The following is a 13,226-nucleotide window of genomic DNA, read 5'->3' as shown; positions in this document are numbered from 1 at the left end:
CCCACGACCGCCGCCCCGGTCCCGCCCTCCACCACGACGACGGTGCCCGGGCTCCTGCCGCTCCCCGGCGGCAAGCCCCTCCTGCCCCTGCCGTCGCTGCCCATCGCCACGCTGCCGCCCGTCCCGACCATCCCCGATCCGACGACACCCCCCACGGCGGCGGCTCCGGCGAGCGGTACGCCGGGCCGGGCGGCGTCGCCGCGCGGACTGTGGGCGGTCCCCGCCGAGGGCGGCACCGTGAGCGTGGCCGCCCGGGGCAGCCGCTACCGGGGCGTCATCCAGGCGGTGGCGGGAGACGGGCTGCGCCTCGTCAACCACGTCGACGTCGAGCAGTACCTCCGGGGCATGGGCGAGGTCCGCGACCCGGGCTGGCCGGCGGCGTCCCTCCGGGCGCAGGCCGTCGCCGCCCGGACCTACGCGCTGCGAGCCATGGGCGGCGGCGGCGAACTGTGCGACACCCAGCAGTGCCAGGTCTACCTGGGCGCCCAGGTCGAGTACGCGGCCATGGACCGTGCCGTCACGGCGACCCGGGGCCAGGTCGTCCTGTTCGGCAAGGGGCTGGCGTCGACGGTGTACTCGGCCAACGGCGGGGGGTTCTCGGCCAGCCCGGAGGAGGGCTTCGGCACGACCGGCGCCGGATACCCGTACCTGCGCCCCGCCCCCTACCCGACCAACGACCCGGGGGCGTGGTCGCTCACGGTGTCGCTGCGCGACGTGGCGGCCCGCATCGGCTACCGCGGCCGCATCGCCGCCGTGGCGACCAGGACGGCCGGCCCGTCAGGGCGTGTGCTCGAGGTCGACGTCGCGGGGACGGGCGGCGCCCGCACCGTCAGCGGCATCGACTTCGACCGCGCCCTCGGGCTGCGCTCGACCATGTTCACGGTGCGCACCGGGGAGTCGGCCACCGCGCCCGCCCCGCCGCCGCCCGCCGACGGGCCCGTGCAGGCGCTCCCGGGCGGCGATGCCCCGGCGGCGACGGGTGACCTGGCCGTCGACACGGCGGCCGCGACCGCCGCCGGGCCCGCCGGACCGGCGGCCGCCTCGCCGGCGCCCGGTCCTGCCGGCGCACCCAGCGCGGCGAGCAAGGCGCTGCTCGGCGGCATCGCCTGGCTGCTCCTGGTGAGCGTCGCCGGGGCGGGCATCGGGACGGGGCTCGGCGGCCGTCGTCCCGGACGGACTGGTCCGACGACGGCCGGGCCGGCGGGCGATCTCCCCGCTCCCGCCGACTGAACGCCGGTCGTACGCGGAACGGGCCCCCGGCGCACGGGGCTCTGGCGGCGGATTCGGGCGCACAGCGCCCCTTCCTGCCGCCGGAACCGCGGCACCGGGCGTAGGCGCGGAACGGCCCCGGCGCACCAGGCGCCGGGGCCGTTCGGCGGGCCGACCGGAAAGGCCGTCCGGGGAGGGCTAGAAGTCGTCCATGCCGCCCATGCCGCCGTGGCCGCCGTGGCCGGCGTTGGCGCCTTCCTTCTCGGGCTTGTCGACGATGACGGCCTCGGTGGTGAGGAACAGGGCGGCGATGGAGGCCGCGTTCTGGAGGGCGGACCGGGTGACCTTGGCGGCGTCGATGACGCCGGCCTTGAACAGGTCCTCGTAGTCGCCGGTGGCGGCGTTGAGGCCGACACCACCCTCGAGGTTGCGCACCTTCTCGACCACCACGCCGCCCTCGAGGCCGGCGTTCACGGCGATCTGCTTCAGCGGCTCCTCGACGGACCGGGCCACGATGCGGGCGCCGGTCGCCTCGTCGCCCTCCAGCTTCTCGGCTGCGTCGAGGATGCGGGCCTGGGCACGGAGCAGGGCGACGCCGCCGCCGGCGACCACACCCTCCTCGACGGCCGCCTTGGTGGTGGACACGGCGTCCTCGATGCGGTGCTTCTTCTCCTTGAGCTCGACCTCGGTGGCCGCGCCAACCTTGATGACGGCGACGCCGCCGGAGAGCTTGGCCAGGCGCTCCTGGAGCTTCTCCCGGTCGTACTCGGAGTCGGTGTTCTCGATCTCGGCCTTGATCTGGCTGATCCGGCCCTTGATGTCCTCCTCCGACCCCTCACCCTCGACGATGGTGGTCTCGTCCTTGGTGACCGTGACCTTGCGGGCCCGGCCCAGGAGCGAGACGTCCACGTTGTCGAGCTTCAGGCCGACCTCCTCGGTGATGACCTGGCCGCCGGTGAGGATGGCGATGTCCTGGAGCATGGCCTTGCGGCGCTCGCCGAAGCCGGGCGCCTTGACGGCGACGGACTTGAACGTGCCCCGGATCTTGTTCACGACCAGGGTGGCGAGGGCCTCGCCCTCCACGTCCTCGGCGATGATGGCCAGCGGGCGGCCGGCCTGCATGACCTTCTCGAGCACGGGGAGCATGTCGCGGACGGCGCTGATCTTGGAGCCGACGAGCAGGAGGTACGCGTCCTCGAGGACCGCCTCCATGCGCTCCGGGTCGGTGACGAAGTAGGGGGAGATGTAGCCCTTGTCGAAGCGCATGCCCTCGACCAGGTCCATCTCCATGCCGAAGGTCTGCGACTCCTCGACGGTGATGACGCCGTCCTTGCCCACCTTGTCGATGGCCTCGGAGATCATCCCGCCGATCTCGTTGTCGGCCGCCGAGATCGACGCCACCTGGGCGATCTGGTCCTTGGACTCGACGTCCTTGGAGATGTCCTTCAGGGCGCTGACGGCGGCCTCGACGGCGGCCTCGATGCCCCGCTTCAGCGACATCGGGTTGGCGCCGGCGGCCACGTTGCGCAGGCCCTCCCGGACCATGGCCCAGGCCAGCACGGTGGCGGTGGTGGTGCCGTCACCGGCGACGTCGTCGGTCTTCTTGGCGACCTCCTTCACCAGCTCGGCGCCGATGCGCTCGTAGGGGTCCTCGAGGTCGATCTCCTTGGCGATGGAGACGCCGTCGTTGGTGATCGTGGGCGCACCCCACTTCTTGTCGAGCACGACGTTGCGGCCCTTGGGGCCGAGCGTCACTCGTACGGCATCGGCGAGCTGGTTCATGCCGTTCTCGAGCGCACGGCGGGCCTGCTCGTCGAATGCAATCATCTTGGGCATCGCGGTGAATCCCTCCCGGGTTCGCGGGCGTTAGCACTCTCGGTATCTGAGTGCTAAGCGTACGACCAAGCTGGCACTCAACGCAAGCGAGTGCCAACGGCCCTGGGGCCCCGGCCGGGAGGAGGGCATCGCCGGGCCGTCAGGCCCGGACGGCGCCGGGCGGGGCTGGGGCCCCGCCTCGGCGAGGAGGCCGGGGATGGGGCTCCGGCCGGGAGGAGGGCATCGCCGGGCCGTCAGGCCCGGCGCCCCGCCTCGGGCTCGGCGCCGAAGCGGCGGGGGCGGTTGAACGCCGACTCCAGGCGCTCGAGCAGCTCGGCCTTCTTCAGCTCGGCCTCGCGGCGCTCGGCCAGCTGGGTGGGCGACGTCTTGAGCAGGCGGCGCACGGTGACGACGAGCTCGTCGGGGTCGAAGGGCTTGGTGAGGTACTCGTCGGCCCCGAGCTCCCAGCCCCGCACGAAGTCGCGTTCGGCCGTCCGGGCCGTGAGCAGGATGACCCTCGCCTCGGGGGCCAGGTTCGACTGGCGGCGGGCCCGGAGGACGCCGAACCCGTCGAACCCCGGCATCATGACGTCCAGCACCAGGCAGTCGGGCGCCGAGCGCTGGAGGGCGGCGATGGCCTGGTTCCCGTCGGCCGCCTCCCGCACCTCGAAGCCGGCGTCCTCCAGGGTGAAGGCGAGGATGGCGCGGATGTCGACGTCGTCGTCCACGATCAGGACCTCGGCCATGCTGAGGCTATCGGCAGCCCGGTTCGGGGGGTTGAGAAGCGGATCCGGCGGATTCGGGAGGTTCAGGCGCCGCCGGCCACGGCGGGGACGATCGAGACCGTCTGGCCGGGCGTCACCGGCGTCTCCAGCCCCTGGAGGAACCGCACGTCCTCGTCGGCGACGAACACGTTGACGAAGCGGCGGAGCTTGCGGTCGCCGTCGAAGAGGCGCTCGCCGAAGCCGGGGTGGGCGGCGTCGAGGGCGGCCAGGACCTCGCCGACGGTCCCGCCGTCGAGGTCGACGTCGGCCGCCCCGCCGGTGAGGGTGCGCAGCTGGGTGGGGATCCGCACGGTGACGCTCATGGCGCGGTCACTCTACGACTGCTCCGCGTCCAGCGCCTCGGCGAAGGCGTCCAGGGTCGGCGGGATGGTCACGGTGGGGCCGACGTGGGGGCTCACCGCGTCGATGGTCTTCAGGCCGTGGCCGGTGACCAGCGCCACCACCCGCTCGTCGGGCTGCACGACGCCCTGGGCGGCCAGCTTGGCCAGCGTGGCGATGGTGACCCCGCCCGCCGTCTCGGCGAAGATGCCCTCGGTCCGGGCCAGGAGGCGGATGCCCTCCACGATCTCCTCGTCGGTGACCGAGGCGATGGCGCCCCCGGAGGAGCGCACCACGTCCAGGGCGTACCACCCGTCGGCCGGGTTGCCGATGGCCAGCGACTTGGCGATGGTCCTCGGCTTCTGCGGGCGGATGACGTCGGAGGAGTCGGCGAAGGCGGTGGCCACCGGCGAGCAGCCGGCGGCCTGGGCGCCCGACACCCGCACGTGGGGCTCCTCGTCCAGGAGGCCGACCTTGTGGAGCTCGCCGAAACCCTTGTGCACCTTGGTGAGCTGGCTGCCGGAGGCGATGGGCACGACGACGTGGTCCGGGGCCCGCCACCCGAGCTGCTCGGCCACCTCGAACGCCAGGGTCTTGGACCCCTCGGCGTAGTACGTGCGGATGTTGACGTTCACGAACGCCCACGTCGGGTGCTGGCCCGCCAGCTCGGCGCACAGGCGGTTCACGTCGTCGTAGTTGCCCTGGACGGCGACCAGCCGGCCGCCGTAGACGGCGGTGGTGACGACCTTGGCGTGCTCGAGGTCGTGGGGGATGAAGACGATGGAGTCCATGCCGGCGTGGGCGGCGTGGGCGGCGACGGAGTTGGCCAGGTTGCCGGTGGAAGCGCACGCCGCCACCTTGAAGCCCAGCTCGCGGGCCTTGGTGAGGGCCACCGAGACCACCCGGTCCTTGAACGAGCCCGTCGGGTTCAGCGTGTCGTTCTTGACCCAAAGCTCGCCCAGGCCCAGCTCGGCCGCCAGCCGCTCCGCCCGCACCAGCGGCGTGAACCCGGCGCCCAGGTCCACCGGGTCGGCCGCCTCGGCGGGCAGCAGGGGGGCGTAGCGCCAGATGTTCGTGGGGCCGGCGGCGATGCGCTCCCGGCTGACGGCGGCGCGCACGGCGTCGTAGTCGTACACGACCTCGAGCGGCCCGAAGCAGTACTCGCACACGTGCAGCGCCTCGGCCGGGTACGGGCGCCCGCACTCGCGGCAGGACAGACCCGTGACGAACGGACCTCCCGATGGCGTCGACGGCACGGTTCCCTCCTCATCGTTCCGGGCATTGGCACCTGGCGGGGGTCGCCCGCTGGTTGCCGCGGTGTCGCTGGGCCCGGTCCCTCGACCGCTCTGGATGACGCTCCATCGTGGACCGGCACCGAAGCCCTTCGCAAACCGTCTTCGGGCCGCGACCGGGTCTCCTGCCGGCGAGCGACGTCAGGCCGGTGGCCCCGCTGCCGCCGGCTCGCCCACGCCGGCGCCCGAGCCGTCGCCCGAGCCGTCGCCCCCCGGCGGCCCCTGAGGGTCGGGATCGGCGTCGCCGCCCAGCGACTCGACGATCCCCGGCCCCTCCCCGGCCTCCTCCTCCGCCGCCACCCGGGGCAGCGGCTCGCCGAGCACGTGGACGCGCCAGAGGTGGGCGCCGAGGATCTTGAGCACGGCGGCGACGGGAACGGCCAGGAGGAGCCCGAAGAACCCGCCCAGCGAGCCGCCGGCGAGCAGGGCCAGGACGACGGCGGCGGGATGGAGCTGAACGGCCCGCTGCATCACCTGGGGGGTGATGAAGTGGTTGTCGATCTGCTGGACGACGACCATCACCGCGACCACACCCAGGGCCTGGAGGCTGCTGCCCGTGGTGAGGGCGATGACGAGCCCGGGGACGCCTCCCACCCACGGCCCGATCAGCGGGATGACGTTGAACAACCCGGCGATCATGCCGACCAGGAACCAGAACTTGAGCCCGATGGCGAAGAGCCCGACCGAGCACATCACGCCGACGATGACGGCCACCACCAGCTGGCCCCGGAAGAAGCCGCCGATGGCCCGGTTCAGCCGCTTGGCGACGTGGTCGACCTCGGGCCGGGCGTCGTCGGGGACGAGCGACTCCATGACGTCGCGGATGTGCGGCGCGTCGACCAGCAGGTAGAAGGCGATGATCGGCGCCAGCACCAGGATGAGCAGGACATGGAAGATCCGCACCCCGATGTCCCGCGCCTGGTTGAGCTGCTGGCGGAACGTGGCGTTGTCGTCCTGGAACGCGTCCTCGAGCTCCTGGCGGGTGAACTCCAGGAACGTGCCCTCGGACGCCCTGGACACGTCGTCGACCCACTGCTCGGCCTTGTCCTGGATCTCGGGCCACTCGCCGCTCAGCTCGTCGGCCTGGTCGGCGGCGATGGGATAGATCAGCGACGCGGCCACGATGAACAGGCCCAGCACGCCCAGGTACGCCAGCCCGGCGCCGGCGGCCCGGGGGATGCCGCGGCGCTGGAGGGCCGTCACCACCGGGTTGAGCAGGAAGACGATGGCACCGGCGAGGATCAGGGGCGGGAAGACGACCCGCACCTGCCAGGCGACGACCCCGATGACGAACACGACCGCCGCCATCCCGATCACGGCCCACGCCACCTGGCCGGCGCGGCGGATTCCATCCGTCACCACGTCAGGGTAACTCCCGCAGGTGCGCCGTCACGGCCTCCTCCACGCACGCCAGGGTGTCGGCGAAGGCCCGCTGGCGGCCGAACCGCTCGACGAGCGACACGGTCGGGACCCGGCTCTCGTCGAACGCCTCGCCCACGACGACGAGGACGGGGACGCCCGCCTCCTCGGCCAGGTCGGCGACGCCGCCCACCGCCTTGCCGGCGAAGCTGTGCTCGTCGAGGAAGCCCTCGCCCGTCACCACCAGGTCGGCGCCCTCGATGCGGTCGGCCAGCTCGATGGTGTCGGCGACCAGGTCGAAGCCCGGCACCAGGGTGGCGCCGATGGCCGCCAGCCCGCCCGCCAGCCCGCCGGCCGCACCCGAGCCGGGGATGGCGCGCACGTCGGTGCCGTAACGCTCGAGGTACACCTGGGCCAGCCGCTCCAGCCGGCGGCGCAGCAGCTCGACCTGGGTCGGCGTGGCGCCCTTCTGCGGCGCGAACTCCTCGGCGGCGTCGACGAAGGACGTGGTGACGTCGCACGCCACGACCAGCTCGACGCCCGCCAGGCGGGCGTGCGGCTCGAGTGCGCTGAGGCAGCCGAGGCCGCCGTCGGTGGAGGCGGAGCCCCCCACCGCCACGACGACCCGGCGGGCGCGGGCGGCGAGGGCGGCGGTGATGAGGTCGCCCACGCCCTCCGTCGAGGCGCGCACCGGGTCGTTCCACTCGGGCCCGCCCACCAGCTCGAGCCCCGCTGCCCTCGCCATCTCCACCACGGCGGTGGACGTCCCGGGGCGGGCCGCGCCGGCGCCGGGAGCGAGCATCCGCCACTCCGCCTCCACCGCCTCGCCCAGCGGCCCGCGCACGCGCGTCCGCCGGGCGCTCCCACCCACCGCCTCCAGCGTCCCCTCGCCGCCGTCCGCCACCGGCGCCCGGTCGCAACCCCAACCGCAGGCCCCGGCCGCCCTGGCGATCGCGCCCGCCACCTCCGCCGCGGTGGCCGTCCCGCGAAACTTGTCGGGGGCGGCGACGACGCGTTTCACCCGGGTATCGTGCCACCCGGCATGGGCCACCCCGAGTTGGTCATCGTCTCGAACCGCGGACCGCTCGCCTTCGAACTAGGCCCCGACGGTGAGCCCGTCGCCCGCCGCGGCGCCGGCGGCCTCGTCACCAGCCTGGGCCCGGCGGTGGCGAGCACGGGTGCCACGTGGGTCGCGGCCGCCATCTCCGACGCCGACCGGGTGGCCGCCGGCCGGGGCGTGGTGGAGGCCGAAGGGTTCCGGCTCCGCCCGCTGGTGATCGAGCCGGGCGCCTACCGGCAGTACTACGACGTCGTCGCCAACGCCACGCTGTGGTTCCTCAACCACGGCCTGTTCGACCTCCCCCGCCGGCCCCGGATCGACCGCCGGTGGCACGAGGCGTGGTCGACGTTCCGGGACGTCAACCGGGCGTTCGCCCGGGCGGTGGCGGACGAGGCGCCCGAGGACGGGACCGTGGTCGTCCACGACTACCACCTCCCGCTGGTGGCGCCGGCGCTGGCCGAGCTGCGGCCCGACGTGCGGAGCGTGTACTTCCACCACACGCCCTTCTGCGGGCCCAACTCGCTGCGCGTGCTGCCCGAGGACGTCGCCGCCGAGCTGCTCGGGGGGATGGCGGCCTCGGCCGCCTGCGGGTTCCACTCCCCGAGGTGGGCGCAGGCCTTCGAGGCGTGCGCCCGCGAGGTCCTCGGCGCCGCCCCGCCCACGTTCGTGTCGCCCGCGGCCGTGGACGGCGCCGACCTCGCCGACGTCGTGGCGAGCGAGGAGTGCAACGCCCAGCTGGCCCTGCTGGACGAACGGGTGGGGGACCGCAAGCTCATCGTGCGGGTGGACCGCATCGAGCTGTCCAAGAACCTCCTCCGCGGCTTCCTCGCCTTCGAGGCGCTGCTGGAGGCGGAGCCGGCCTGGCGCGGGGAGGTCGTCTTCGCCGCCTCCGTCTACCCCTCCCGGGATTCGCTTCCCGAGTACCTCGCCTACCGCAACGAGGTGGAGGCGCTGGTCGAGCGCATCAACAACACCTGGTCGACGCCGTCGTGGACCCCCATCGTCATGGACGCCTCCGACTCGTTCCCCCGTTCGGTCGCCGCCCTCCGCCGCTACGACGTGCTGCTGGTGAACCCCGTGCGCGACGGGCTGAACCTCGTCGCCCTGGAGGGCCCGTGCCTCAACGAGCGCGACGGCGTGCTGGCGCTCAGCCGGGAGGCGGGCGCCTTCGACCTGCTGGGCGGATCGGCACTGGCGGTCAACCCGTACGACATCGCGGGGACGGCCGACGTGCTGGCCCGGGCGCTGGCCATGGGGGGCGAGGAGAGGGCGACCCGGGCCGCCGCACTGTGCGCAGTCGCCCGCCGGCGGGGCCCGCTCGACTGGCTGGGCGACCAGCTGGCCGCCGCCAAGGGCGCGCCCTAACCCGGCACCCGCCGCTCCAGCAGCCGGCTGAACACGGCGACCACGCCCTCGGGTCCGTCGACCACCACGTCCGCCGCGTCGAGCAGGTCGGGGGGCGCCTCCTCGCTGCGCACGCCCACCTTCAGCGTCGCCACGCCCTCGCCCGCCAGGCGGTCGAGCACGGCGAACGCCGGGAGGTCGCCCACGTCGTCCCCGAAGAAGCACACGGCGCCGAGGCCCTCGGCCAGCTCGGCCAGCGCCGTCCCCTTGTCGACCGGCACCGGCGGCCGCAGCTCCTCGGACATCCGGGCCGGGTGGCGCACGAGGCCGGTGCGCTCCGCCTGCTCGGCCACCCACGACCGGGCCCACTCGAGGGACTCCGGCGACGTGCGGTAGTGGACGGTGAGCGACAGGCCCTTGCGCTCCAGGATCACGCCCGGCGGCGCCGCCTCGTCGCCCCGTTCGGCCACCTCGGCGATCACGGCCCGCCAGTCGGCGCCGTCGGGGTGCGTGACGATCTCGTCGCCGTCGGCCCGCTCGAGGCCGTAGAGGCCGACGGCCACGACGCCCCCGGGGCGGCCGGCCAGATCGAGGTGGGTGGCCAGGAACTCGGCCGGCCGCCCCGAGATGACGGCCACCCGCCGGTACCGTGCGGCCAGCGCGTGCAGGGCGTCGACCGCCTCGGGGAGGGGGCGGGAGGTCGTGGGGTCGTCGACGATCGGGGCGAGCGTCCCGTCGAAGTCGGTCAGGATGCCGGTGCGGTCGGGAGCGGCGAGGAACGGGGCGAGGAGCTGCTCGTCGACTCGTTCCACCGCCCGGACCGTACCCTGCCCAGGGTGGGACGCCGGGTGCTCGCAGGTGCGCTGCTCGCGTCGCTCGCCCTGCTCCCGTCGTGCGGGGACGACACCGTGCGCCTCAGCTTCGTCCCGGCGGCGGGCGAGCGGGCCGAGTACCGCATCCGGGTCCGCGCCGAGGCGGTCACCACCGTGGGCGACGAGCCGGCCCGGCGCACGGTCGACGACACCGAGCTCGTGGCGTCGCACGAGGTGCTGGACTCCGGTGAGGGCGGGAGCCGGGTGTCGGTGCGCCTGGCCGAGGAGGGGAAGGCGCCGTCGGCCTTCGTCGTCCGCTTCGACCAACGGGGCCGGCCGGTGGAGGTGCAGCAGACCGAGGGCGCGGCCGCCGCCGTCGCCGACCTCGGCCTGTCCGAGCTCTTCCCCGGTGCCGCCGGCGTCCCGCCGGAGCGGCGGCTGGCACCCGGCGACCGGTGGACGATCGACGCACCGGTGGCCCTGGCCGGGCCGGCCCGGGCCCGGCTGGCGGGCGAGGGCCGGCTGGTGGCCCTGGAGGCGGCGGGCGGTCGGCGCCTGGCCCGGGTGGAGAGCGGCTACCGCCTGCCGGTGCGGCGCACGGCCGAGCAGACGGGCGGGCGGCTGGTGCTGGACGGGTCGCTCGACACGACGGCCCGGGTGGCGTACGACCTTGACGACGACGTCGTGCATTCCGTACGGGCGCGCACCACCGGCCGCTACCGGGTGACCCTCCTCCCGCCCGACGGCGTCGTCGGCCCGCCGGTGCCGGGGACGCTCGTCGTGGACGTCGACTCCACCACCCGGCGGGTGGGCTGACCGCCCTGCTCGGCGGGAGGGGCCAGAGCCCCTGGGAGACTGGTGTCAAACGGGTCGGCCGCTGACGCGGCCGAACGGCTCGGGTGGCCTGAGCAGCGGTTTTTCGGCCGCCTCCACCACCCGGCGGGTGGGCTGACCGCCTACGGCGCGGTGGTGGCCGTGGCCCGGGTGGTGGCCGTGGTCGACGCCGTCGCCGCCCGGGTGGTCGCCGTCGTGGAGGGGGCCGGCGCCAGCTGCTGGGCCAGCTCGGGGCCGACGACGACCACCACGTTGGCGCCCTTGGGGTCGGTGACCGGCAGGGGCGGTGCCGTCGGGTAGGCGACGACGACGTTGGCCGGCAGGCCGAGGGCCGACGCCACGGCCTGCGCCTCCCGCTCGAAGTCGGCCGACGTGAAGTAGACGTTGCTGGCCTCCGCCCTCGTGGCATCGGTGGGCGCCAGGACGTTGTAGCCCGCCGCCTGGAGGGTGTCGCGGGCCTTGCCGGCCACCCCCTTCACCGGCGTGCCGTTGGTGGGGAGGACCTTCACCTCCTGGGGCGAGCGGGGCGGGACGGTGGCCAGCGTGGTCGGCGGCAGGGTGGTGGCGGGGTCGTCCGACGAGCCGCCGCCGTCGTCGTCGTCCTCCTCCTCCGCGCCGGCCGAGATGCGGTCGGGCCCGGGGTCGTCGGCCGCGTTGAGCAGGACGATGCCGAGGATGACGGCGACGGCGAGGAGGACGGCACCGCGGCCCGCGGCCATGCCGGCCGACCGCCCGAACGACCCGTCCTGGGCGGCGTGCCCGGCCCGCCTCATGTTCCTCACCGGATCTGGGGCCGCCCGTCCGCCCGCCCCTCGTAGCGCGCCCGGCGCCGGCGATCGCGGGCAAGGCGGAGCCGGCGCACCACCAGCGGGTCGTACGCCTCGGCCTCCCTGGAGTCCGTCAGCTCGGCGAGCAGCCGGTAGTACCGGGTGGCCGACACGTCGAGGTGCTCACGGATGGCGAGCTCCTTGGGGCCCGGCAGGGTCCACCAGATGCGCTCGAAGTCGAGGATCGAGCGGTCGCGATCGGAGAGCGGCATCCCGGGCAGCCTGCCAGCCGGTCGTGGCCAGTTCAAGGACCCTCCCCCGTCCCGTCGCCCGGGAGGCGTCCGACCCTGTCGGCTTCGGGGACCAACGGGGCTTTCCTCCGATGTACCGAAAAGTTCCGCCCGGAGTGCCGAAGAGGACGAATGCGCAGGCCGCCGCACCGGGGCGTCGGCAGGTTGGCGGCGGGGCTGGTCGCCTACCTGCCCGAGGGCAGGACCCGAGCGACTCGGCATTCGCCCTCGCCAAAAGCCGGCCCGCACGCTCGGCCTGGAGACGGTCGCCGAGGGCGTCGAGCGCCCCGACCAGGTGGCGGAGCTCGTCGCCCTGAGACGCGTGATGGCCCAGGGGTACCACTTCGCCCGGCTCCTCACCTCGAGGCCGTCGACACCTCGAGGCCGTCGACGCCCTGCTGGCGGCCACCGCCCGCGAGGGCTGGGCCAGCGGGCCCCGGGCGCCACGTGCCCCGGCGGCCGGTGCTGTGGTCTGCTAGTGACCCCTCGTCGCCCGAGTAGCTCAGCCGGCCAGAGCAGGCGCCTTGTAAGCGTCAGGTCGTGGGTTCGAGTCCCACCTCGGGCTCGTCCCCGCGCCGTTCCACCGTCACGCCGGGAGGCGCTCGGCCTCCGGGCCGTCCTCCCGGAGGTGGCCCTCGAGCTTGCGCTTGATGCGCTGGAGGGCGTTGTCGATCGACTTCACGTGCCGGCCCAGCTGCTCGCTGATCTCCTGGTACGACTTCCCCTCGACGTAGAGGCGCAGGACGTCGACCTCGAGGCCCGACAGCGTCTCGCCGATGGAGCGGCGCATGGCGGCCAGGCGCTCGTTGGACACCACGGTGTCGGCCGGGTCGGGCACGGCCAGCGGGTCGAGCATGTCCTCCAGCGACCGCTCGCCGGCGTCGTCGCCGCCCCGGGTGCCCGACAGCGAGACGTACTGGTTCAGCGGCTGGTGCTTGTGGCGGGTGGCCGACTTCACGGCGCTGATGACCTGGCGGGTGATGCAGAGCTCGGCGAACGCTCGGAAGGACGCCTCGCGGTCGGGGCGGAAGTCGCGCGCCGCCTTGAACAGGCCGATCATCCCCTCCTGCTCGATGTCGTCCGAGTCGGCGCCGATCAGGAAGTAGCTCCGGGCCCGGGCCTTGGCGAAGCGCCGGTAGCGCTCCAGCAGGACGAGCAGGGCGTCGGTGTCGCCCGCGTGGTACCTCCGGACCAGTTCGGTGTCCGCGAGCTCGAGGAGGGGGACGTCACAGCGGGTCGTCATCGGCTCTGCTCCTGCGGTGGTGTGAAGAAAGTCCGAAGCGTGGCGTTTGCAACGAGGGGTTGCGGGTAGGACTAGTCATTTGTAGCTACGGCCCCCCG

Annotated in this window: 13 protein-coding genes, 1 tRNA gene and 1 riboswitch; of the genes, 4 read left to right on the top strand and 10 right to left on the bottom strand. The window is 74.2% G+C overall.

Going from position 1 to position 13,226, the window contains the following annotated elements; translation table 11 throughout:
• Window positions 1–1,230: SpoIID/LytB domain-containing protein (locus tag VM242_12795; protein HVM06040.1), on the top strand; the 1,230-nt coding region annotated here is incomplete at its 5' end.
• 177 nt (window positions 1,231–1,407) lie between these two features.
• On the opposite strand, the gene groL is transcribed toward VM242_12795, so the two are convergent.
• From groL to VM242_12765, 6 genes are all read right to left on the bottom strand, one after another.
• Window positions 1,408–3,045, bottom strand: a complete 1,638-nt coding sequence (groL, locus tag VM242_12790) for a chaperonin GroEL (GenBank protein ID HVM06039.1) — start codon at window positions 3,043–3,045, stop codon at window positions 1,408–1,410.
• A gap of 233 nt (window positions 3,046–3,278) precedes the next feature.
• Window positions 3,279–3,770, bottom strand: a complete 492-nt coding sequence (locus VM242_12785) for a response regulator (GenBank protein ID HVM06038.1) — start codon at window positions 3,768–3,770, stop codon at window positions 3,279–3,281.
• A 62-nt stretch (window positions 3,771–3,832) separates the two neighbouring features.
• The gene (locus VM242_12780; GenBank protein HVM06037.1) at window positions 3,833–4,111 is read right to left on the bottom strand and encodes a MoaD/ThiS family protein; all 279 of its coding nucleotides are present in this window, start codon (window positions 4,109–4,111) and stop codon (window positions 3,833–3,835) included.
• Window positions 4,112–4,123: 12 nt separating this feature from the next.
• Window positions 4,124–5,383, bottom strand: coding sequence for a threonine synthase (gene thrC, locus VM242_12775; GenBank protein ID HVM06036.1), 1,260 nt, complete (start codon window positions 5,381–5,383; stop codon window positions 4,124–4,126).
• A 7-nt stretch (window positions 5,384–5,390) separates the two neighbouring features.
• Window positions 5,391–5,484: riboswitch (SAM riboswitch) on the bottom strand.
• A gap of 76 nt (window positions 5,485–5,560) precedes the next feature.
• A complete protein-coding gene (locus tag VM242_12770; GenBank protein ID HVM06035.1) occupies window positions 5,561–6,778 on the bottom strand; it encodes an AI-2E family transporter in 1,218 nt (405 codons plus the stop codon).
• 4 nt (window positions 6,779–6,782) lie between these two features.
• On the bottom strand, window positions 6,783–7,799 hold the full coding sequence (locus VM242_12765) for a glycerate kinase (GenBank protein ID HVM06034.1): 1,017 nt from the start codon (window positions 7,797–7,799) through the stop codon (window positions 6,783–6,785).
• Window positions 7,800–7,820: 21 nt separating this feature from the next.
• Between VM242_12765 and VM242_12760 the strand changes: the two genes are divergently transcribed.
• Window positions 7,821–9,203, top strand: a complete 1,383-nt coding sequence (locus tag VM242_12760; GenBank protein HVM06033.1) for a trehalose-6-phosphate synthase — start codon at window positions 7,821–7,823, stop codon at window positions 9,201–9,203.
• On the opposite strand, the gene otsB is transcribed toward VM242_12760, so the two are convergent.
• Complete coding sequence (gene otsB, locus VM242_12755; protein HVM06032.1) at window positions 9,200–9,994, bottom strand: trehalose-phosphatase; 795 nt, start codon at window positions 9,992–9,994, stop codon at window positions 9,200–9,202. The genes VM242_12760 and otsB overlap by 4 nt on opposite strands.
• A 24-nt stretch (window positions 9,995–10,018) precedes the next feature.
• On the opposite strand from otsB, the gene VM242_12750 reads away from it, so the two are divergent.
• Window positions 10,019–10,810 (top strand): hypothetical protein, encoded by a 792-nt coding sequence (locus tag VM242_12750; GenBank protein ID HVM06031.1) that lies wholly within the window; start codon window positions 10,019–10,021, stop codon window positions 10,808–10,810.
• Between the two features lie 140 nt (window positions 10,811–10,950).
• Here the strand turns inward: VM242_12750 and VM242_12745 are convergent, their stop codons facing one another.
• The gene (locus VM242_12745) at window positions 10,951–11,601 is read right to left on the bottom strand and encodes a LytR C-terminal domain-containing protein (protein HVM06030.1); all 651 of its coding nucleotides are present in this window, start codon (window positions 11,599–11,601) and stop codon (window positions 10,951–10,953) included.
• Between the two features lie 5 nt (window positions 11,602–11,606).
• A complete protein-coding gene (locus tag VM242_12740) occupies window positions 11,607–11,867 on the bottom strand; it encodes a DUF3263 domain-containing protein (GenBank protein HVM06029.1) in 261 nt (86 codons plus the stop codon).
• Window positions 11,868–12,376: 509 nt separating this feature from the next.
• On the opposite strand from VM242_12740, the gene VM242_12735 reads away from it, so the two are divergent.
• Window positions 12,377–12,450: transfer RNA gene (locus VM242_12735), tRNA-Thr, on the top strand.
• A gap of 21 nt (window positions 12,451–12,471) precedes the next feature.
• On the opposite strand, the gene sigH is transcribed toward VM242_12735, so the two are convergent.
• A complete protein-coding gene (gene sigH, locus VM242_12730; protein ID HVM06028.1) occupies window positions 12,472–13,128 on the bottom strand; it encodes an RNA polymerase sporulation sigma factor SigH in 657 nt (218 codons plus the stop codon).
• Window positions 13,129–13,226: the final 98 nt, after the last annotated feature.

Source organism: Acidimicrobiales bacterium, assembly GCA_035540975.1.
Classification (GTDB): domain Bacteria; phylum Actinomycetota; class Acidimicrobiia; order Acidimicrobiales.
This window is presented reverse-complemented; position numbering and strand designations above follow the sequence as displayed.

Coding starts and splice junctions, on each gene's coding strand:
- groL (HVM06039.1), bottom strand. CDS start 3,045: ATGCCCAAGATGATTGCATTCGACGAGCAGGCCCGCCGTGCGCTCGAG.
- VM242_12785 (HVM06038.1), bottom strand. CDS start 3,770: ATGGCCGAGGTCCTGATCGTGGACGACGACGTCGACATCCGCGCCATC.
- VM242_12780 (HVM06037.1), bottom strand. CDS start 4,111: ATGAGCGTCACCGTGCGGATCCCCACCCAGCTGCGCACCCTCACCGGC.
- VM242_12760 (HVM06033.1), top strand. CDS start 7,821: ATGGGCCACCCCGAGTTGGTCATCGTCTCGAACCGCGGACCGCTCGCC.
- VM242_12745 (HVM06030.1), bottom strand. CDS start 11,601: ATGAGGCGGGCCGGGCACGCCGCCCAGGACGGGTCGTTCGGGCGGTCG.
- VM242_12740 (HVM06029.1), bottom strand. CDS start 11,867: ATGCCGCTCTCCGATCGCGACCGCTCGATCCTCGACTTCGAGCGCATC.
- sigH (HVM06028.1), bottom strand. CDS start 13,128: ATGACGACCCGCTGTGACGTCCCCCTCCTCGAGCTCGCGGACACCGAA.